Source organism: Anaerococcus groningensis (genome assembly GCF_046365465.1).
In the GTDB taxonomy this organism is placed as follows: domain Bacteria; phylum Bacillota; class Clostridia; order Tissierellales; family Peptoniphilaceae; genus Anaerococcus; species Anaerococcus groningensis.
Genome location: NZ_JBGMEG010000014.1, coordinates 200,528 through 220,422, shown reverse-complemented (window position 1 = coordinate 220,422; position 19,895 = coordinate 200,528). Strand labels below are relative to the sequence as shown.

Annotated in this window: 18 protein-coding genes; 15 read left to right on the top strand and 3 right to left on the bottom strand. The window is 31.9% G+C overall.

Annotated features, from left to right (window positions below):
• Positions 1–48 precede the first annotated feature (48 nt).
• Complete coding sequence (locus AB9Q04_RS08010; protein WP_410024815.1) at positions 49–324, bottom strand: metal-sensing transcriptional repressor; 276 nt, start codon at positions 322–324, stop codon at positions 49–51.
• Positions 324–2,897 (bottom strand): heavy metal translocating P-type ATPase, encoded by a 2,574-nt coding sequence (locus tag AB9Q04_RS08005; RefSeq protein ID WP_410024814.1) that lies wholly within the window; start codon positions 2,895–2,897, stop codon positions 324–326. Before AB9Q04_RS08005 ends, AB9Q04_RS08010 begins: the two co-directional genes overlap by 1 nt.
• Before the next feature lie 97 nt (positions 2,898–2,994).
• Between AB9Q04_RS08005 and AB9Q04_RS08000 the strand changes: the two genes are divergently transcribed.
• From AB9Q04_RS08000 to AB9Q04_RS07940, 13 genes are all read left to right on the top strand, one after another.
• Positions 2,995–3,264, top strand: coding sequence for an acylphosphatase (locus tag AB9Q04_RS08000; RefSeq protein ID WP_410024813.1), 270 nt, complete (start codon positions 2,995–2,997; stop codon positions 3,262–3,264).
• Positions 3,265–3,301: 37 nt separating this feature from the next.
• A complete protein-coding gene (locus AB9Q04_RS07995; protein ID WP_410024812.1) occupies positions 3,302–4,630 on the top strand; it encodes a MurT ligase domain-containing protein in 1,329 nt (442 codons plus the stop codon).
• On the top strand, positions 4,627–5,286 hold the full coding sequence (locus tag AB9Q04_RS07990; RefSeq protein WP_410024811.1) for a type 1 glutamine amidotransferase: 660 nt from the start codon (positions 4,627–4,629) through the stop codon (positions 5,284–5,286). Before AB9Q04_RS07995 ends, AB9Q04_RS07990 begins: the two co-directional genes overlap by 4 nt.
• A 130-nt stretch (positions 5,287–5,416) precedes the next feature.
• Positions 5,417–5,743, top strand: coding sequence for a YerC/YecD family TrpR-related protein (locus AB9Q04_RS07985; protein WP_410024810.1), 327 nt, complete (start codon positions 5,417–5,419; stop codon positions 5,741–5,743).
• 86 nt (positions 5,744–5,829) lie between these two features.
• Positions 5,830–8,025 carry an ATP-dependent helicase gene (locus tag AB9Q04_RS07980; RefSeq protein ID WP_410024809.1) on the top strand — a complete coding sequence of 732 codons (2,196 nt, stop codon included), beginning with the start codon at positions 5,830–5,832 and terminating at the stop codon, positions 8,023–8,025.
• A gap of 1 nt (position 8,026) precedes the next feature.
• A complete protein-coding gene (ligA, locus tag AB9Q04_RS07975) occupies positions 8,027–10,027 on the top strand; it encodes an NAD-dependent DNA ligase LigA (RefSeq protein WP_410024808.1) in 2,001 nt (666 codons plus the stop codon).
• Between the two features lies 1 nt (position 10,028).
• A complete protein-coding gene (gene gatC / locus AB9Q04_RS07970) occupies positions 10,029–10,307 on the top strand; it encodes an Asp-tRNA(Asn)/Glu-tRNA(Gln) amidotransferase subunit GatC (RefSeq protein ID WP_410024807.1) in 279 nt (92 codons plus the stop codon).
• A gap of 8 nt (positions 10,308–10,315) precedes the next feature.
• Positions 10,316–11,725 carry an Asp-tRNA(Asn)/Glu-tRNA(Gln) amidotransferase subunit GatA gene (gene gatA / locus AB9Q04_RS07965; protein WP_410024806.1) on the top strand — a complete coding sequence of 470 codons (1,410 nt, stop codon included), beginning with the start codon at positions 10,316–10,318 and terminating at the stop codon, positions 11,723–11,725.
• The gene (gene gatB, locus AB9Q04_RS07960) at positions 11,722–13,140 is read left to right on the top strand and encodes an Asp-tRNA(Asn)/Glu-tRNA(Gln) amidotransferase subunit GatB (protein ID WP_410024805.1); all 1,419 of its coding nucleotides are present in this window, start codon (positions 11,722–11,724) and stop codon (positions 13,138–13,140) included. Before gatA ends, gatB begins: the two co-directional genes overlap by 4 nt.
• 29 nt (positions 13,141–13,169) lie before the next feature.
• A complete protein-coding gene (locus AB9Q04_RS07955; protein WP_410024804.1) occupies positions 13,170–14,432 on the top strand; it encodes an amidohydrolase in 1,263 nt (420 codons plus the stop codon).
• Positions 14,429–15,613 (top strand): NAD(P)H-hydrate dehydratase, encoded by a 1,185-nt coding sequence (locus AB9Q04_RS07950; protein ID WP_410024803.1) that lies wholly within the window; start codon positions 14,429–14,431, stop codon positions 15,611–15,613. The genes AB9Q04_RS07955 and AB9Q04_RS07950 overlap by 4 nt, the downstream gene beginning before the upstream one ends.
• A 2-nt stretch (positions 15,614–15,615) precedes the next feature.
• Positions 15,616–16,737, top strand: coding sequence for an alanine racemase (gene alr / locus AB9Q04_RS07945; protein ID WP_410024802.1), 1,122 nt, complete (start codon positions 15,616–15,618; stop codon positions 16,735–16,737).
• Complete coding sequence (locus AB9Q04_RS07940) at positions 16,727–17,080, top strand: type II toxin-antitoxin system PemK/MazF family toxin (RefSeq protein WP_394011563.1); 354 nt, start codon at positions 16,727–16,729, stop codon at positions 17,078–17,080. The genes alr and AB9Q04_RS07940 overlap by 11 nt, the downstream gene beginning before the upstream one ends.
• 47 nt (positions 17,081–17,127) lie before the next feature.
• On the opposite strand, the gene murC is transcribed toward AB9Q04_RS07940, so the two are convergent.
• Positions 17,128–18,531 carry a UDP-N-acetylmuramate--L-alanine ligase gene (gene murC / locus AB9Q04_RS07935; RefSeq protein ID WP_410024801.1) on the bottom strand — a complete coding sequence of 468 codons (1,404 nt, stop codon included), beginning with the start codon at positions 18,529–18,531 and terminating at the stop codon, positions 17,128–17,130.
• A gap of 119 nt (positions 18,532–18,650) precedes the next feature.
• Between murC and rpiB the strand changes: the two genes are divergently transcribed.
• The gene (rpiB, locus tag AB9Q04_RS07930) at positions 18,651–19,091 is read left to right on the top strand and encodes a ribose 5-phosphate isomerase B (RefSeq protein ID WP_410024800.1); all 441 of its coding nucleotides are present in this window, start codon (positions 18,651–18,653) and stop codon (positions 19,089–19,091) included.
• Positions 19,092–19,173: 82 nt separating this feature from the next.
• On the top strand, positions 19,174–19,893 hold the full coding sequence (deoD, locus tag AB9Q04_RS07925; RefSeq protein ID WP_410024799.1) for a purine-nucleoside phosphorylase: 720 nt from the start codon (positions 19,174–19,176) through the stop codon (positions 19,891–19,893).
• The last annotated feature ends 2 nt before the right edge of the window (positions 19,894–19,895 follow it).

Here is a 19,895-nt window from a genome sequence, read left to right as displayed (position 1 = left end):
GTATTCCGGATTTTGGGGTGCAGCTCAAAAGGGAGCCTTTTTATTTGGTCAAATTTTGTTTAATTTATTTACTATATCTTCAATTTCACTTAGTTTTTCCTTAGCATCTTCAGGATCATTATTTTCTAAGGCCTGATACACACAATGGCTAAGGTGGGCTGATAAAACTTCTTTGTTGATATTTTTTAAAATTGAGATTGAAGCCATTAGTTGATTGCTTATATCAATGCAATACCTATCTTCTTCAACCATTTTTATTAAACCATCGATTTGACCGCCGACAGTTTTTAATTTCCTTATTGTTTTTGCCTTATCAGCGTGCATTACTTATATTCAATACCGTTAAATTCGTATCCTGCTTCTGTGATAGCTTCTTTAATTTGATCTTCTTCAGCACTACCAAAGTAGTCTACTGTTGCATTTTTTGCTTCTAGATCTACATTTGCATTTTCTACAAATGATAATTCATTTAACGCTTTTTCTACATTTTTCTTGCAGTGTTCACAAGTCATTCCGCCTACATTTACTACTAATTTATTTGTATCTGCCATTTTTTCTTCTCCTTTTGTTTCTTCTATATTATTTGATAGGTGTTCATTTTCTTCATTTGATGCTTCTATTTCGTCTATAGCTTTTTGATTTTTAAACTCTGGTTTAAATCCTCTTAGTCTTAGTGAGTTTAAACATACGAATACAGATGAAATACTCATTGCAAAGGCTGCAAACATTGGATTTAATGTGATTCCTTTAAATGGATATAAAAGCCCTGCTGCTACTGGGATTAGTATTACATTGTAAAAGAAAGCCCAGAATAAATTTTGCTTAATGGTCTTTATAGTTGATTTTGAAAGTTCAATTGCACTTACTATATCTAGTAGTGAATTTCTCATCAATACAACATCTGCAGAGTCTATAGCAACATCAGTACCATTACCAATGGCCATACCTATATCACTTCTTGCAAGAGCAGGCGCATCATTAATACCATCACCTACCATGGTTACTTTTTTACCCATATCTTGCAATTGTTTTACAACTTTATCTTTATCTTGAGGTAGGACATCAGCAAATTTTTTATCAATACCTAAGTCAGATCGGATTGCTTCTGCTGTTTTTTCGTTATCTCCAGTTACCATAGTTACTTCATAACCTAGATTTTTAAGCTCATCTATAGCAATTTTTGAAGTTGCTTTTGGTAAGTCCTTAGCAGCTATTAGACCAATTAATTGATTTTCATCAGCAAAGTACATAGAAGTCTTACCTTCATTTGCATAAGTATCAGCTATTTCTATATAGTTTTTAAGATCTATATTATTTTCTTTCATTAGCCTTAAGTTACCTGCAAGGTATCTTTGGCCATTATATGTTGCGCTTATTCCTTTACCAGAAATAGCGTTAAAGTCTGATACATTCTCTGAAGCTATATTATTTTCTTCAGCATAGGTAACTATTGCATTACTTAATGGGTGTTCAGATGAATTTTCTATAGAAGTTGCAAGTTTTATAAACTCATCATGGTCTATATCAGTTTTTACATCTGTAACTTGAGGTCTACCTTCAGTAATAGTTCCTGTCTTGTCTAGAAGTATTGTATCAACTTTGCTTAAGTTTTCTAAACTTTCTGCACTTTTAAATAATAAACCTAGTTCTGCGGATTTTCCAGTAGAAACCATTATCCCCATCGGTGTAGCTAGACCTAGGGCACATGGACAGGATATAACTAAAACTGAAATCATTAAATTTAATGCAAATTCAAAACTATAGCCCAGTGCCATCCATATTATAAATGTAGCAATAGATATTATAATTACAGCTGGTACAAATATAGCTGAAATCTCATCTGCCATTTTTGCAATTGGAGCCTTAGTTTCATTCGCTTCGTTTACTAGATTTATTATCTGAGCTAGAGTAGTATCTTCACCAACTTTGGTTGCCTTAAACTTAAATGAACCTTCCTTATTTATAGTTGCAGTGATTACTTCATCTCCAACACCCTTATTAACAGGAATAGATTCACCGGTTAAAGCTGCTTCATCAAGTAGGGAAGAGCCTTCTATAATCTCACCATCCACTGGAATAGAATCTCCAGGTCTAATTAAGATTATATCTCCTTTTTCTATCTCAGAAACATCTACGCTTTTTTCCTTACCATCAACAAGAATTGTTGCTTTTTTTGGTGCTAGATTTATTAAATTTTCTAGGGATGCTTTAGTTTGACCCTTTGATCTAGCTTCAAAATATTTACCAAGAGTTATTAAAGTTAGAATCACAGCAGCAGACTCAAAATAGAGGTTATGCATATATTGATCTATAATTTCTGGTTGGTTAAATCCGAAACCATAGGCCATTCGCATTATAGCAAAAATACCATAAAATGTTGCTGCACTAGCACCAAGAGCCACTAGAGTATCCATGTTTGGAGCTTTATTAAATAATCCTTTAAATCCATTTATAAAAAACTTTCTATTTACTACTAATACTGGAATAGTTAGTATAAATTGTATAAAGGCATTATTTATAGAACCTTCTCTTCCTTGCATAAAAGAGGGAACTGGTAGACCTATCATAGGTCCCATAGCTATATACAAAAGCGGGATTAAGAAAACCAATGATACTTTTAATCTAAATCTGGTATTACTTTCTTCTTGGTCTTTTTCCTTTTCTTTACTAGCTACTTCTTTTTTACCCTGGTCTTTAGGGCTTGCCCCGTAACCAATTTTCTCCACTGCGTTAATAATGTCATCATCACTTAGCTTATCCTCATCATAATCTACACTCATAGATTCATTGATGAGGTTGACATTTACATCATTAACGCCGAGTTTTTCAACTGCTCTTGTAACATTGGCTTGACAGGAAGCACAAGTCATGCCTGTTACATCGTAGCGTTTTTTCATATAACCTCCTCCTACACCCCTAGGGGGTGTTAATATTATTAAACTATATTGATAATATATTTCAAGTACTATGGTAAAATAAAGGTAAGGAGAAAATATGAAAAGATATAAAATATTATTTAAAGGAAGAGTTCAAGGAGTAGGTTTTAGGTATACATCTAAAATGCTGGCAGATAAATTAAATTTAACAGGTACTGTAGAAAATTTATCTAATGGTGATGTAGAATGTTTTATCCAAGGGACTGATGAAAAAATTGATGAATTTATAAGAGCGTTAAAAAATCAAAGGAATATAAAAATATCATCCTTTGATAAAAATGAAGCAAAGCTAGTAGATAGCGAATCATCCTATAAAATTATAGGTTAGATATTGCCAAGTTCACTTTTTAAGATATACTAAAATTATGAGTGTAAGAAATAAATTAACAAAAGAAATAGCAAAAATAGTTAGGGCAGGACTAAGGCTTACAAATCGTAAGGCAACATCCCTACCTGGCTATGTTGCTTATAAATTAGATAAAAATATATTAAATGAGTTGTCAAAAAATACCAAGTTCATCTTTGTTACTGGTACAAATGGTAAAACAATGACAACCCATTTTTTGGTAAACATATTAAAACAAAGATACGATAAAGTTTTTACAAACGAGTCTGGATCAAATATGGTTCAAGGAATCATAACCACCCTGCTAGATAATCCTTCTAAGGAAGAAACCATAGCAGTTCTTGAAGTAGATGAGGCAAACCTAGTAAGGATAGGTCAAAATATAAAGCCTGATTATGTTATATTTACAAATATATTTAGAGATCAGATGGACAGGTTTGGTGAAATATATAATATTTTTGCAAAACTTATGGAAGGGATGGCAGTAATGCCAGATGCAAAAATTGTTGCCAATGGAGATTTGCCTATCTTTAATTACGATCAGATGAAAAATTATAATAAGACCTATTTTGGTATCAGAGATTATCAAAAGGCGAGCGAAGACTATAATCTGGATGCTGAAGTAAATTCTGATGGTATTCTTTGCCCACATTGCCACCATGTTTTAAAATATAAACTTAATAATTATTCTTCTTTAGGTGACTATGCTTGTCCAAATTGTGATTTCAAAACTCCTGCTATAGACTATGCTATAGATAAATTAATAAAACTTGATGCAAACTATTCTGAGTTTATGGTGGGAGATGAGTTTTATGAGGTAAATGTAGGTGGTTTATATAATGTTTATAACGCTCTTGCTGCTTTAAGTGTTGCCAAAGAGATCGGCTTAAGCTATGAAGAAATTCATGAAGGTCTTCGTAGCCAAAAAAATGTTTTTGGAAGGCAGGAAAATATTGATATCGAGGGTAAAAATGTAACCATTAACTTAGTAAAAAACCCTACAGGTCTTAACCAAATCATAGACCTTATGCTTTTAGAAGAAAATCCAGTATCTCTTATTTGTTTATTAAATGATAATTATGCGGATGGGACTGATGTAAGCTGGATATATGATTCCTACTACGAAAATCTATCTAATCTTGATATAAAAGATGTCTATGTTTCCGGTATAAGAAAAAAAGATATGAAAAGACGTCTAGAGATTGCCGAAATATTTGATGATGCGATTAAAGAATTTGATTATGAAAATGAAATCTATGATGTCATAAAAAATTCTAAGACAGATAATATATATATCCTATCAACTTATACCGCCATGCTTAGATTAAGAGAGGTATTAGGATTATGAAAAAAATAAAAATATGTCACCTTTACGGAAATCTATTAAATACCTACGGGGATGTAGGAAATGTAATGGCCTTTGCCCATGAAGCTAGAAAAAAAGGTTATGAAGTTGAAACTGAAACTATAAGTATAGGTGATAGATTTTCTTCAAATGCTTATGACTTTGTCTTTTTTGGTGGAGGTCAAGACTATGAGCAAAGAATAGTACAGTCTGACCTATTAGAAAAGAAAGATGAATTAGAAAAATATATAGAAAATGGTGGAGTTTTTCTAGCTATTTGTGGAGGCTATCAGCTTTTAGGCCAGTACTACTTTGACGCCTATAATAAAAAAATTAAGGGCCTTAATATCTTTGATCACTACACCCAAAACCAAGAAAATGCTTCTAGGTTTTCAGGCAATATAAAAATAAAGGATGCTATTAATGGCCAAATTTATGAAGGCTTTGAAAATCATGGGGGAGTTACCTATTTATCCGAAAATCAAAAGCCATTTGCTACTGTGATTGAGGGTAATGGCAATAACGGCTCGGATAAAACTGAAGGATTTAGATACAAAAATACAATCGGAACTTATTTACATGGTCCGTTACTAGCTAGAAATGAAAAACTTTGCCAGGAATTACTTTCAATTGCTATAGGCAATAAATCTGATAATTAGAATCATAATAGAAAATTATTTGCATATAAAATCATATGAGCAGAATATTTTGACAAAAGTATGTTCATATCAAATTTTAGTGTATAATACTAATGGAACAAAAGACACATTTTATATACTCGGGGGAAAAATGACAGATTCAAAATTAAGAAATGAACAAATAGATGAATTATTTGAAGCAATTTTAATGCTAAATGATGTTGAAGAATGTTATGCATTTTTTACAGACATTTGTACAGCCAGAGAAATCCAATCTATAGCTCAAAGATTACATGTTGCAAGACTGCTTAAAATTAGAAAAACTTATAATGTTATTGAAGAAGAAACAGGTGCATCAACTGCAACTATTTCTAGGGTAAATAGATCATTAAACTATGGATCAAATGGCTATGACATTGTCCTTGATAAACTTATCGAAAAAGATTTAAAAAGACAAAGAGAAAATCAAGATAAGTAGTTTTTTATTATAAACAAATTTAAAGAGCAGACTTTATGTCTACTCTTTTTTCATGTGGTATAATAAAATAGATAAGGGGGAATGTGATGATTTTAGAAGGTTTAAATGACAAACAAACTCAAGCAGTCCTACATAAAAAAGGACCTCTTTTAGTTTTAGCAGGAGCTGGTAGTGGGAAGACAAGAGTACTTACAACCAGCATTGCAAATTTAATAGAAAATGAAGGGGTAGACCCTAGAAATATATTAGCAATCACATTTACCAACAAGGCTGCAAATGAGATGAAAGATAGAGTGGCTACTCTTTTAAATATGGATGTCAGCCACCTTTGGATAGGCACCTTTCACTCCATTTGTGCTAGAATTTTAAGGATGAATATAGAAAAAATAGGATATTCATCTAATTTTACCATTTACGACACCAACGATCAGAGAACTTTGATAAAAGAAATTATAAACGACTTGGGATATAAGGATGATATAAGTGTAAGAGATGCTCAAAACCTTATAAGTTCTTTAAAAAATAAATCTATAAGTCCAAGTGAGTTTTTGAAAATTGATGGTTACTATAGAAACCAAAATGAATATTACGAAATATACCGCTTATATGAAAAACGTAAAAGAGAGTATAACTCCTTAGATTTTGACGATTTAATAGAAAAAGTTCTTGAACTTTTTATGAAAGATAAGCAAGTTTTAGAATATTATCAAAAAAAATTTGAATATGTATTTGTAGATGAATATCAAGATACCAATGCTGCTCAATATGAACTTATAAAATACTTTGGAGGCTACCATAATAATGTAATAGTTGTTGGTGATGCTGACCAATCTATTTATAGTTTTAGGGGAGCTGATATTAGCAATATATTAAACTTTGAAAGAGACTTTGAGGATGCTAAGGTAATAAAGCTTGAGCAAAACTATAGGTCAACATCAAATATACTAAATACTGCAAACTCTTTGATAGAAAATAACATTGAAAGAAAAGATAAGAATCTTTGGACTGCAAATGGTAATGGCGATGAGGTTATCTACAAAAACAATTCTGTAGAAAGTGAAGAAAGTAAGTTTGTAGTTGATGAGATAAAATCTCTAGTAAACTCAGGTTACTCATATAGTGATATTGCAATTTTATATAGAACCAATGCTCAATCAAGACCATTTGAAGAGACTTTAATGAAAAATCTAATAGATTATAAGGTTATTGGTGGTTTAAAATTCTATGATAGAAAAGAAATCAAAGACTTAGTTTCTTATTTAAAAATTATAGTAAATCCTAAGGATGATGTTGCCCTAAAACGCATTATCAATGAGCCAAAACGTGGCATTGGTCAAAAAAGTGTTGAACAAATGAGTAGGATTGCAAGTGAAAATGACATAGCCATGCTAGAGCTTATTACAAATCCTAATTATGATCAATTATTAACTGCTAGGTTAAATAAACTAGCCTTTAAGTTTTACAATCCTTTAAAAGAAATATTTAAAAATGCTCTAAATTATACTATAACTGATTTGATAAATGAAGTTTTAGATAAGTCTGGTTATTTAAAAAGTTTAGAAGCTAGCTATTCGGTAGAGGATAGGGCTAGAATTGATAATATCAATGAATTTATAAGTGCAGCAAGTGAATACGAAGAAAATAATCCAGATGATACTATCTATGATTATTTGGAAAATCTAAGTCTTATTTCTGATTTGGAAAAGACAGAAGATAAAGAAGATTCGGTAGTACTTATGACCATGCATGCAGCTAAAGGTCTAGAATTTTCAGTAGTATTTGTTGTAGGCTTAGATGATGGATTATTCCCAGGAAAAAGATCAATAGATGAAGGTAATGTAGAAGAAGAGCGTAGATTATTTTATGTAGCAATTACTAGAGCTCGTGAAAAACTATATCTAACTAGTAGTGAAGTTAGAAGATCTTATGGACAGCCAATCTATTATAAGACTTCAAGATTTGTGGACGAAATAAGAGAAAATATAAAAGAACTCGAAAATAAAACTTTTGCTAGTTTTAATTCTAGATCCTTTGAAAGAGCCTCTAATGAAGATTACATGAGAGAAAAAACTCGTCAATCGGTATTAGACACAAAACTTAAGAAGCATGAAAATAGTGATGAAACTTACCAAGTTGGTGATAAAGTTGTTCATTCTAAATGGGGTAAGGGCATGGTAGTTCAGATAAAAGAAAGCGAAGATGGCAATGAGTTAGTGGTAGCCTTTGATAAAAAAGGACTCAAAAAACTCAACCAAGACTATGCTCCAATATATAAGGTGTAATATGGATAAAAAAGAAGAAATTAATGAACTAATAGAAAAAATTGAAGAATTAAACTATCATTATTACACCCTAGATGCACCTTTGGTATCTGATGGTGAGTACGATAAGTTATATGATAGGCTAAAACAACTAGAAAATGAAACAGGTATACATCCTGAAAACTCTCCCACCCAAAAAGTAGGAGGAGAGGTTTTAGAAAAATTTGAAAAACACTTTCATATTTCAAGATTGTATTCGCAAGATAAGGCCCAGTCTTATGATGATTTGAAAAATTGGATAGATAGGGCTATTAGACTTTGTAATGCTTATAATGAAGATAATGATGATAAGCTACCAGAACTCGAGTTTGTAATGGAGTATAAGTTTGATGGTTTAACTATAAATCTGACTTACGAAAATGGCAATCTTATAAATGCTGCAACTAGGGGTAATGGTATTGTTGGCGAGGAAATTTCAGCACAAGTAAAGACCATAAAATCAGTGCCGTTAGAAATTGAAGAAAAGTCTTTAATAGAAATCCAAGGAGAGGCATTAATGCCTCTATCAGAACTAGAAAGATATAATAAAGAAAATGAATTTCAGCTAAAAAATGCAAGAAACGCTGCTGCAGGAGCTTTAAGAAACCTTGATACAAACGAAACCCGCAAAAGAAATTTAACAGCTTACTTTTATAATATTTCAACAACTAACCTAGATTTTTCAACTGAAGAAGATATGTTAGAGTTTCTTAAAAAAGAAGATTTTAACATTCATCCCTACCACAAGTTAGTAAAGACCTACGATGAAATAATCGCAGAACTTGAAAGAATTGAGGTTGAAAGAAAGACTCTCGATATCTTAACTGATGGGGTCGTTATAAAAATAAATGACATAAGAACCCAAGAAGTCCTAGGATTTACTAATAAATTTCCTAGATGGTCAGTTGCTTTTAAATTTGAAGCTGAAGAATTTACTACAACACTTTTAGATGTAGTATGGAATGTAGGTAGGACAGGAAAAGTTACACCATCTGCAATACTTGAACCCGTAGATTTCTCAGGGGCAACTGTTTCTCGTGCAACTTTAAATAACTATGATGATATTTTAAGAAAAAAAGTGCGCATAGGTTCACAGGTCTTTATTAGAAGGTCTAATGATGTTATTCCAGAAATTCTTGGTGTAGTGGATGAAAATCAAGATGGTACAAAAAAAATTGAAAGACCAACTCATTGCCCATATTGTAATACTGAACTAATAGAAGGCAATGTTCATATTATTTGTCCAAACTCTATATCCTGCACTCCTCAACTATTAGCACGTATGGAACATTATGCTTCTAGAAATGCTATGGATATAGAGGGTTTATCAGAAAAAACCATAGCCCAACTAATGGATGAGTTAGATATAGATGATATATATGAAATCTATGATTTAACCTATGATGATTTGATAAACTTAGATAGGTTTGGTCCAAAAAAATCTCAAAATCTGCTCGATGCCATAAAGTTAAGTAAAAATCGCGATTTAAATAGGTTTATTTATGCTATAGGCATACCAAATGTGGGGGAGCGTACTGCAAGAGACCTTGCAAATAAATTTAAAACCTTTAATAATCTACGACACGCTACAGCCGAGCAATTAGTTGAAATAGACGATATTGGCGAAATAACAGCTGATAATATAGTAGAGTTTTTTAAAGATGAAGAAATAAGTGACGCTATAGATATTCTTTTATCAAAGGGTATCAAATTAAATGAGGTCAATGAAGATGAATCTTCAAATGAACTAGAAAATCAAACTTTTGTAATTACCGGAACTATGGAAAATTACAAGAGAGATGATATAAAAGAATTAATTGAAAAAAATGGCGGTAAGGTTACAGGTTCTGTTTCAAAAAATACTGATGCTCTCCTTTGTGGAGAAAAAGCAGGATCAAAACTGACAAAAGCCAGAGACTTGGGTGTGGAAGTTTATGAAGGAGAAAAACTTTATGACTTTTTAAACCACCTAGAAGGGAAGTAAGATGCAAGCAAAAGAAGTAGAAAAAATTTATAGACTAGCAAATCTTAGCCTTGAAGGCAAAGATGTAGATGACTTGTCCGACAAATTTAATATTGTAATTGATTTTATAGAAGATATTTTTGATGTGGATACCGAGAATGTAGAAATGACTGAAAGCATTGATGCCCACAAAGCAGTTTTTAGAAAAGATGAGGCGAAAGAATCATCTAGCCGTGATGAGGCATTAAAAAATGCACCAGATAAAGAATTTGGATATTTTAGATTAGATTGGAATTTATAGGAGATTTTATGAATATAGAAAATTTAGTAAGTAAATTAAAATCTGGAGAAATTTCAGTTACTGATTATACAAAAGAAACATTAGAAAAAATTAAGAAAAATGAGCACAATGCTTATATCTCTTATGATGAAGAGGATGCCCTAACAAGAGCAGAATACTTAGATAATAAATTAAAAAATGGTGAAGAGTTAGGAAAACTTTTTGGTTTACCTGTCGCAGTTAAAGATAACATTTCATATGAAAATATGAAAATGACTTGTGGATCAAAGATGCTAGAAGATTTTACTCCAATTTATAATGCTACAGTTGTTGAAAACTTATTAAAAGAAGATGCAATTATAATTGCTAAAACAAATATGGATGAGTTTGCCATGGGTGCAAGCTCAAAAACTTCATATTTTGGTCCGGTAAAAAATAACTTAGACACATCAAAAACACCCGGTGGATCTTCATCAGGATCTGCAGTTGCAGTTTCAAATGAGGATGTATTAGTTTCTTTAGGAACCGATACAGGTGGATCAGTAAGAGGCCCAGCATCATACACAAATATTATTGGATATAAACCAACATATTCTCTAATGAGCCGTTATGGTGTGGTATCAATGGCAAATACATTAGACCAAGTAGGTTTATTTGCAAAAAATATAGATGATCTAAGATTATTAGCTGATATTACATCTTCACCAGATGAAAATGATATGACTGCTATCATTGATGCCTATGAATATAAAAAAGAAGACTATGACTTTAATGGTAAAAATATTGCAGTTATTAGCACAGATAGCATTCTTTATAATGGTATAGAAGAAGCTGTAAAAGAAGATTACAAGTTAGCTTTAAAAAGACTTAAAGACCTTGGTGCAAATTTAGTAGAAATAGAACTAAAATATGCAATTTATGCAAATCCTGTTTATAATATAGTAATGAGTTCTGAAGTTTCATCAAATATGAGTAGGTTTGATGGAGTAAGATACGGTCACCAAACTGATGGCTATAAAGATTTATCAGACCTATATATAAAGTCTAGATCAGAAGGCTTTGGCGAAGAGGTCCAAAGAAGAATTGCCTTAGGTACTATGTATTTATCAGCAGAAGATGATCAAAAAATTTACAAAAAAGGACTAAAGCTTCGTACCTTGATTAAAGAAGAATTAGAAGAGTTATTTAGTGAATATGATTTGATTGTAACACCAACATCAACAAGCTTACCGCATGATTTAGATGAAAAAACAGAGAAAGATCCACTTTCAGATTTTAAAGCTGATGGATTTAATGTTATTGTAAACCTTGCTGGTATGTGCGGACTATCTATTCCAGTAAAAGAAGGGATATCAGGATCTATCCAATTTATTGGAAATAGATTTGAAGATAATAAAGTTATAAATGCAGCTGATAAATTTTTAGGGGAGGCAAAATGAATTTTAAAACAATAATAGGTCTAGAAATCCACGTGGAGCTAGCAACTAATACAAAAATGTTTTGCTCCTGTAAAAATGAATTTGGAGCAGTACCAAATACAAATGTATGCCCAGTTTGTTTAGGGCATCCAGGTGCTCTTCCAGTTATGAATGAAAAAGCAGTCGAACTTGCTCTTAGAGCAGGACTTGCTTTTAATTGTGATATAGCAAATAATCAAAAAATGGATAGGAAAAAATATTTTTATCCAGACTTAACTAAGGGCTATCAAATTACTCAATATGATAAACCTTATGCTACAAATGGTTATGTAGAACTTTCAAATGGTAAAAAAGTCGGTCTAATCGAAATCCATATGGAAGAAGATACAGGAAAATCAAATCGTGATGAAGAAGGTAGAACACTAATGGATTATAACCGTGCCGGTGTTCCACTTATAGAGATAGTTACAAAACCTGATATAGAATCGCCAGATGAAGCACGTGAATTTGTAGAAACACTTGCATCAACTTTAAGATTTTTAGAAGTATCTGATTGTATAATGGCACAAGGTTCTATGCGTGTGGATGTAAATATCAATATAGTTGATACTGATACAGGCAATAAAACAAGTATAGCTGAAATTAAAAATATGAACTCTATTAAAGCTATAGAACAAGCCCTAGCCTTTGAAGAAGACCGTCAAAGAAAACTTCTAGAAAATAATGAAGCTGGTATAAAAGAAACCAGAAGATGGGATGACGAAAAGTTAGAAACTATCCATATGCGTCATAAAGAAGTAGGAAATGATTATAGGTTTTCTGTAGATGGTGATATTCCTAAAATATATCTAAAAGATAGCTATATAAATAGTGTTGGAGAAAATCTACCAGAATTACCAAGTCAAAAACAAAGTCGTTATATAAAAGAATATGATATGACAGAGTATGATGCAAACCTACTAGCAAATGATAGAGAACTTGCAGAGTTATTTGAAAGTACTAATGAATTAGTAAAGGATGCAAAAATATCTGCGAATTGGATTTTAACAGAATTATCTAGAAGATTAAACGAAACTGAGCAAAGACCATCTACTATGAACCTATCAGTAGAAAACTTTGCAAAACTTATAAATCTTGCAAAAGAAGACAAGATTAATAATAATGTAGCTAAAAAACTATTACGTGAAATTTTTGAGTCAAACGAAGACCCAGAAAAACTAGCAGAGGAGAGAAATCTATTACAAATTAGCGATAGTGGCCTACTAGAAGAAGTAGTGGATGAAGTATTAGCAGAAAATCCAGAATCAATTGAAGATATCAAAAACGGAAAAGACCGTGCTTTTGGTTTCTTAGTTGGCCAAGCTATGAAAAAGACCAAGGGTAAGGGAAATCCAGTTGAGATAACTAATTTATTAAAAGAAAAGATAGGAGAATAAGGAGTGGGCACCCACTCCTTTTTTGTAATATGAACACATTAATCCAAAATACAAATATTTTATCTATGGTAGATGATAATATAAAACAAGGTAATATTTACATAGAAAATGGAATAATATCTAAAATAGGAAAACTAGAAGATTTTGAAGCTGATAAAATAATAGATGGGTCAAATTATATAACCATGCCAGGTTTTATTAATGCCCATACCCACGTAGCTATGAGTTATTTTAGAAACTATGGTGATGATAATGAGCTTTTTACTTGGTTAAATGATTATATTTTCCCAGTAGAAGCTAAACTTACCGAAGAGATAGTATATCATGCATCTTTATTATCTTTTGCTGAGATGATAAAAACTGGCACAACTACTTTCGCGGATATGTATTTTTTTGAAGAACAAACCATAAAAGCCTTAGATAAAGCAAAACTTAGAGCACAAATATCAAGGGGACTAGCAAGTCCAGATCCAGATGATGAGAAAATAAATGAGTGTATAAACCTACATAAAAAATATAATGGCCATAATGGAAAAATAGAAATAGCTATGGGACCCCATGCAGTATATACAACAGATAAAGATTATCTAAAAAAAGTTGCGGCTATAGCAAAAGATAATGAAATTCCAATCCATATCCATCTCTCAGAAACTAAATTTGAAAATGAAGAGTGCTATAAAAAATATGGCCAAAGCCCCACAGAAGTATTTAATGAATGCAATATTTTTGATAACAGAACCATAGCAGCCCATGGGGTGCATTTATCAGATAAGGACATAGAAATTTTAAGAGACAAAAATGTATCTGTGATTCACAACCCATCTAGCAATTTAAAATTGTCATCAGGAATTTGTGATGTAGCCCGTTTAATGGAAGGTGGGGTAAATGTAGCCCTAGGAACTGACTCAGCTTCAAGTAATAATAAGCAATCCATGCTTAGAGAAATAGAAGTAGCATCCTTAATATCAAAATTAAAAGCAGCTGACAATTTAAAAGCATTTGATGTTTTAAAAATGGCAACAATAAATGGAGCTAAAGCCTTAGGTATAGATGATAAAGTGGGCACAGTTGAGGAAGGTAAATGTGCTGATTTAATTATGATAGATATTGATAATATAAATCACATACCTCAAAATGACCTGATAGCATCCATTTGCTATTCAACCTATGAAAATGATATATCCTATGTATTTGTAGATGGTGATTTACTTTATGAAAATGGTAAATACACATACTTAGATATAGAAGATATAAAGAAAAATGCAAGAAAACTAAGCAAAGATTTAATATGATTGGCATAGACCTTGTAGATATAGAAAAATTTTCTATAAAAGCTAGCGATAAATTTTTAAAAAAGATTTATACTGAAAACGAGCTTACTTATAGTTTTAATAAAATAAATAGTTTACAAACTCTAGCAGGAATATTTGCAGCAAAAGAAGCCATCATTAAGGCAATTAATTTAAACTTGGCCTATATTTTAAGAAAAAAAATTGAAATCAAACATATAGATAACAGACCAATAGCCTTGCTAGGTGGAAAAGAGATAAATGGTAGCATCTCCATTAGTCATGATGGCAATTATGCCATAGCCATTTGTCAAATTAAGGAGCAATATCAGATGAATATTAGCAAAGAGATTAAAGCATTAATGCCAAAAAGAAAATCAGAATCTCACAAGGGAGATTATGGTAGAATAGCTGTTCTTGGTGGTAGTAGTGGTATGGCAGGATCAGTTTATATGGCTAGCTTAGCTGCTATGAGAACAGGTGCGGGTATGACTTTCATCCTAGCTCCAAAGTCGATTAGTAAAATTCTACAGATAAAAGCTAACGAGCAGATAATAAAAGAAATTGCTTGTCAAAACTTTTATTATAGTCCAGAAATAGTTAAACAAATATTAGATAATATTGATGACAAAGATGCTCTTATAATCGGCCCAGGTATGGGAAAGGGCGAAAATTTAGATAAGCTTATAAGTGAAATAATAACAAGTACTGACATAGATATTATTATAGATGCAGATGGTTTAAATGCTATTAGCAAAGATTTAAGTATACTAAAGTCTAAAAATAATATAATACTTACTCCCCACATGGGAGAATTTTCTAGACTAACAGATATTGAAATTGATAAAATAAAAGCCGATGAGGAAAATATAGCTAGAAAATTTGCTAAAGATAATGATGTTATTCTTGTTTTAAAATCAAATCAAACAATAGTTACAGATGGCGAAAACTTTTATAAAAATGAAATAGGCAATCCTGGCATGGCCACGGCTGGAGTGGGCGATGTTTTAACAGGTGTTATTGCAAGTTTTATGAAGAGATTAGATCCATTTCAGGCTGCTAAATTAGGAGTCTACATTCATTCCCTAGCAGGAGATATAGCAAGTCAAAAACTTGGTGAAGATTCACTGATGGCAACAGATATTATAGATAGCTTACCAGATGCAATAAAGAAATTGAGGTAATTATGATTGAAAGTTATGTAGAAATTGATATTGACAAGATTATAGAAAATGTTCAAAATATTCGAAGTATAAATCCAGACTCTATGTATTGCGCAGTTTTAAAAGCAAATGGTTATGGTTTAGGAGCCTATAAGATTGCAGAAGAAATTGAAGAATTTGTAGATTATTTTGCAGTTGCCAGACTTAATGAAGCCATTTCTTTAAGAGAAGCAGGTATTAGCAAACCAATCTTAATTCTAGGTGCTGTTTATTATAAAGATGTTAAAAAATGTATAGACTATGATATAGATATACCAATTTTTGACTTAAACTACGCTAAAAAAATAAATGATTATATAGACAAAAAAGTAAATGCTCATATCCTCCTTGATACCGGAATGGGAAGGATAGGCTTTAGGGACTTTGAAGAAAATGAGATAAGAGAGCTTAAAAGTCTGGAAAATTTAAATATTATTTCAGTATTTACACATTTTTCAACTGCAGATGAGGCTGACACTTCATATACTGAAATGCAGCATGATAAATTTAAAAAAATCATTAACGACATTAATGATGCATTTGATTTAAAATTTGTTCATATTGCAAACAGTGCGGCTGCCATAAAGCACAATATTAGCAAAGATATGATGCGTGTAGGCATAGCAACTTATGGTATCTATCCATCTGATTTACTAAGGGAAGAAAACAATGAAGAGCTAAAGCAATGTTTTTCTTTTAGATCACGCGTTATCTTTATAAAAGACGTTGAAGCTGGCACATCAATAAGCTATGGTAGAACATTTATAGCAGATAAACCTATGAAAATTGCTACATTAAGTATCGGCTATGCAGATGGTTTTATAAGAGCTTTTTCAAATCTTGGAGAAGTTCTTATAAATGGAAAACTTTGCAAAGTAATTGGCAGGGTTTGCATGGACCAAATGATGGTGGATGTGACAGGTATAGATGTAAAGGTCGATGATAAGGTAATAATATATCCTGATATATATAAAGAAGCATCAAAAATTGATACTATTCCTTATGAACTAATGACTTCAATTAATCTCCGTGTACCTAGAATTTACAAAAAAAGTGGTAAAATAATTAGTATAGATAATTATATAGGAGAAATCTATGAAGATTAAAAGAGGAGATTTGTTCTATGCAGATCTATCTCCAGTTGTGGGAAGTGAGCAGGGGGGAGTTAGACCTGTTATAGTTGTGCAAAATGATGTGGGGAATAAATATTCCCCGACCATCATTGTCGCACCAATCACCAGCCAACTTAACAAAGCAAAACTTCCCACCCATGTAAAGATAAGAGGAAACGAATTTGGTCTTCCTAAAAATAGCGTAGCTTTACTAGAGCAACTTAGAACTATTGATAAGAGAAGACTAAGAGAGAAAATCGGCAACTTCGATGATACGGTTATGATAAAAATAAATGAAGCCATGGCTATATCCTTAGATTTAGCGCACGATTTTTAAATATGTACATATTAAAAAAATGACCTCCATTAGGGGGTCATTTTTAATTAAGCACTTACTTTTACTTGATCATCTACTATCATATGAGCAAGAACATCAGGGTTACCACATCCAGTAGTAAGTATTAAATCTGATGGATCTGCTATGTCATAAACATAGTCTCTTGCCTCTTCGAAAGTAGCAAGATACTTAGCATTTATTCCTTTTTTATTTAGAGCAGCTACTACATCTTTTGAATGAATAGTTGGGTCATATTTTTCACGAGCTGCATATATATCAGTTATAATAACTTCATCTGCTGCATCAAAGCAAGTTAAAAAATCATCAAATAAAGACTTTGTCCTACTATAGGTATGGGGTTGCCATACACAAACAAGTTTTCCTTCAGTGTGCTCTTTTAAAGCATTTAGGGTTACTTCAATTTCTGATGGATGATGCCCGTAATCTGTCATGATAGTTGAATCATTTACATGGCCAATTATTTCCATCCTACGTTTTAGGCCAGTATATGTCCTTAGACTTTCCTTGATTGTATCTAAGTCAATACCATTTTCATAAGTTGCAATTATTGCAGCCATTGCATTGTTTATATTATGACGGCCTATAACTCCAAGTTCAAAATGCTCAATATTTCCATCTTTCATTTTTAAGTCAAAATTTGGTCTACCTATTTCATCAAAGGCAATATTGTGGGCAACATAGTTAGCATCATAATTCTCTTGGGCATAGGTTATTAGCTCACCTTGAACTGAATCAATAATTAGCTTATTATTTTCCTCATTAAGATTTAAAATAGTTTTAGAGTTTTTATCTTGGTTTCTTAGATATGTTTTAAATGTGTCTACTATATCATCTAAGTCCTTATAATAATCTAGGTGGTCTTCATCTATATTTAAAATTATTACTGTTTGTGGATAGTAGTATCTAATATTTCCCTTATACTCACAAGCTTCAGTCACTAAATACTTATCATCACCAACATGGACGTTGCCATCCATATCATCCAACTCTCCACCTAAAAGAATACTAGCATCTTCACTTGAGTTTAGTAATATTTTTGAAATAATACTTGTTGCTGTTGATTTACCGTGAGAGCCTGAGACCGCTATGGAATGCTTATAATTTCTCATTAAAGCTCCTAAAAATACTCCTCGTGTAACAACTGGTACATCAAGTTTTCTTGCTGCTATTAATTCTTCATTATCATCTAAAATAGCATCTGTATATACTACTAGGTCAGGGTTTGTAATATTTTCTGCTCTTTGACCTATGTAAATTTCAGCGCCATTATTTTTTAAATTCTCTACGATATCAGACATTGATCTATCAGATCCTGATATCTTATATCCTTTATTTAACAGTAAAGAAGCGATACCACTCATTGAAATACCGCCTATACCGATAAAATGAACATACTTATAATCGTGTCCATTTAAATTAAATTCAAACATTATATCTCCTAGTTCTACTTACTTTATTACAATATATCATATGCTTTTTGCTATTACTTGTAAAGTTGATATCCGTATGTTACCATTAAAATAGAATTTATACAATAGGAGGATAAGCTATGATTTATGCAATAGGTAATGACCATGGTGGTATTGATTTATATGAGCCTATTAAAGAAAAATTAGAAGAATTAGGACATGAGGTAATCCATGTAGGTACAGATGGAACAGATAGTGTCGATTATTCTGATTTTGCTCAAAAAGCTTGTCAAAAAGTCTTAGATAAGGAAGCTGATTTTGCAATTTTAGTTTGCGGAACAGGACTTGGAATGAGTATTTCTGCAAATAAAATTGATGGTATAAGAGCTGCCTGTGTTTCAGAAGCTTTTTCTGCTAGGATGAGCCGAGCTCACAATAATGCAAATTGCTTATGCCTTGGGGCCAGAGTAATAGGTAGTGAAACTGCAAAAATGATTGTTGAAGAGTTTGTAACTACAGACTTTGAAGGTGGCCGCCACCAAAGAAGAGTTGATAAAATAACAGAGATTGAGAAAAGATAGAAAGTAAGTCTATCTTTTTTTAGTTTTAAAATAATTTTAAAAATGTTATCATAGTATATGAAATTAAATATTAGGAGAAATTATGAATATACCTACACCACATATTTCAGCAACAAGTGCTGATCAAATTGCAAAAACTGTATTGATGCCAGGAGATCCTCTTAGAGCAAAATTCATTGCAGAAAATTTCCTAGAAGATGTAACCCAGTTTAACAAGACACGCGGCATGCTTGGGTTTACAGGTTATTATAAAGGAAAAAAAGTTTCAGTAATGGGATCAGGCATGGGAATACCTTCATCAATGATTTACTATAATGAACTTTTTGGTGGTTATGATGTAGATACCATAATAAGAATCGGTACTGCAGGTTCCATGCAAGAAGATATAAAACTTCACGATATAGTTTTAGCTACAAGTGCTTGTTCAGAAAGTTCTATAAATGATAACCTTTTTGCAAACATTAACTTTGCTTCTACACCTGACTTTAATTTATTGCTTGAAACTTATAATAAATCTTTAGAATTAGGCTACCCAACCCATTGCGGTCAAGTACACAGTTCAGACCAGTTTTACAATGAATTACCAGAAGGAGTTTTTGAAAGCTTACGTAAGTACGGAGTTTTATGTGTAGAAATGGAAAGTTATGGACTATTTATGGCTGCTAGAAAATATGGCAAAAAAGGTCTTGGTATATTTACCATAAGTGATTCTCTAGTAGAAAATGTAGCCGATAGTGCAGAAAATCGTGAAAAGTCTTACACAGACATGATGACTTTAGCTCTAGAAGTAGCCAGTGAGTAAAA

Excerpts from the sequence above, each read along its gene's own strand:
- AB9Q04_RS08010 (WP_410024815.1), bottom strand. The coding sequence starts at position 324 with ATGCACGCTGATAAGGCAAAAACAATAAGGAAATTAAAAACTGTCGGC.
- AB9Q04_RS08005 (WP_410024814.1), bottom strand. The coding sequence starts at position 2,897 with ATGAAAAAACGCTACGATGTAACAGGCATGACTTGTGCTTCCTGTCAA.
- AB9Q04_RS08000 (WP_410024813.1), top strand. The coding sequence starts at position 2,995 with ATGAAAAGATATAAAATATTATTTAAAGGAAGAGTTCAAGGAGTAGGT.
- AB9Q04_RS07995 (WP_410024812.1), top strand. The coding sequence starts at position 3,302 with ATGAGTGTAAGAAATAAATTAACAAAAGAAATAGCAAAAATAGTTAGG.
- AB9Q04_RS07990 (WP_410024811.1), top strand. The coding sequence starts at position 4,627 with ATGAAAAAAATAAAAATATGTCACCTTTACGGAAATCTATTAAATACC.
- AB9Q04_RS07985 (WP_410024810.1), top strand. The coding sequence starts at position 5,417 with ATGACAGATTCAAAATTAAGAAATGAACAAATAGATGAATTATTTGAA.
- AB9Q04_RS07980 (WP_410024809.1), top strand. The coding sequence starts at position 5,830 with ATGATTTTAGAAGGTTTAAATGACAAACAAACTCAAGCAGTCCTACAT.
- ligA (WP_410024808.1), top strand. The coding sequence starts at position 8,027 with ATGGATAAAAAAGAAGAAATTAATGAACTAATAGAAAAAATTGAAGAA.
- gatC (WP_410024807.1), top strand. The coding sequence starts at position 10,029 with ATGCAAGCAAAAGAAGTAGAAAAAATTTATAGACTAGCAAATCTTAGC.
- gatA (WP_410024806.1), top strand. The coding sequence starts at position 10,316 with ATGAATATAGAAAATTTAGTAAGTAAATTAAAATCTGGAGAAATTTCA.
- gatB (WP_410024805.1), top strand. The coding sequence starts at position 11,722 with ATGAATTTTAAAACAATAATAGGTCTAGAAATCCACGTGGAGCTAGCA.
- AB9Q04_RS07955 (WP_410024804.1), top strand. The coding sequence starts at position 13,170 with ATGAACACATTAATCCAAAATACAAATATTTTATCTATGGTAGATGAT.
- AB9Q04_RS07950 (WP_410024803.1), top strand. The coding sequence starts at position 14,429 with ATGATTGGCATAGACCTTGTAGATATAGAAAAATTTTCTATAAAAGCT.
- alr (WP_410024802.1), top strand. The coding sequence starts at position 15,616 with ATGATTGAAAGTTATGTAGAAATTGATATTGACAAGATTATAGAAAAT.
- AB9Q04_RS07940 (WP_394011563.1), top strand. The coding sequence starts at position 16,727 with ATGAAGATTAAAAGAGGAGATTTGTTCTATGCAGATCTATCTCCAGTT.
- murC (WP_410024801.1), bottom strand. The coding sequence starts at position 18,531 with ATGTTTGAATTTAATTTAAATGGACACGATTATAAGTATGTTCATTTT.
- rpiB (WP_410024800.1), top strand. The coding sequence starts at position 18,651 with ATGATTTATGCAATAGGTAATGACCATGGTGGTATTGATTTATATGAG.
- deoD (WP_410024799.1), top strand. The coding sequence starts at position 19,174 with ATGAATATACCTACACCACATATTTCAGCAACAAGTGCTGATCAAATT.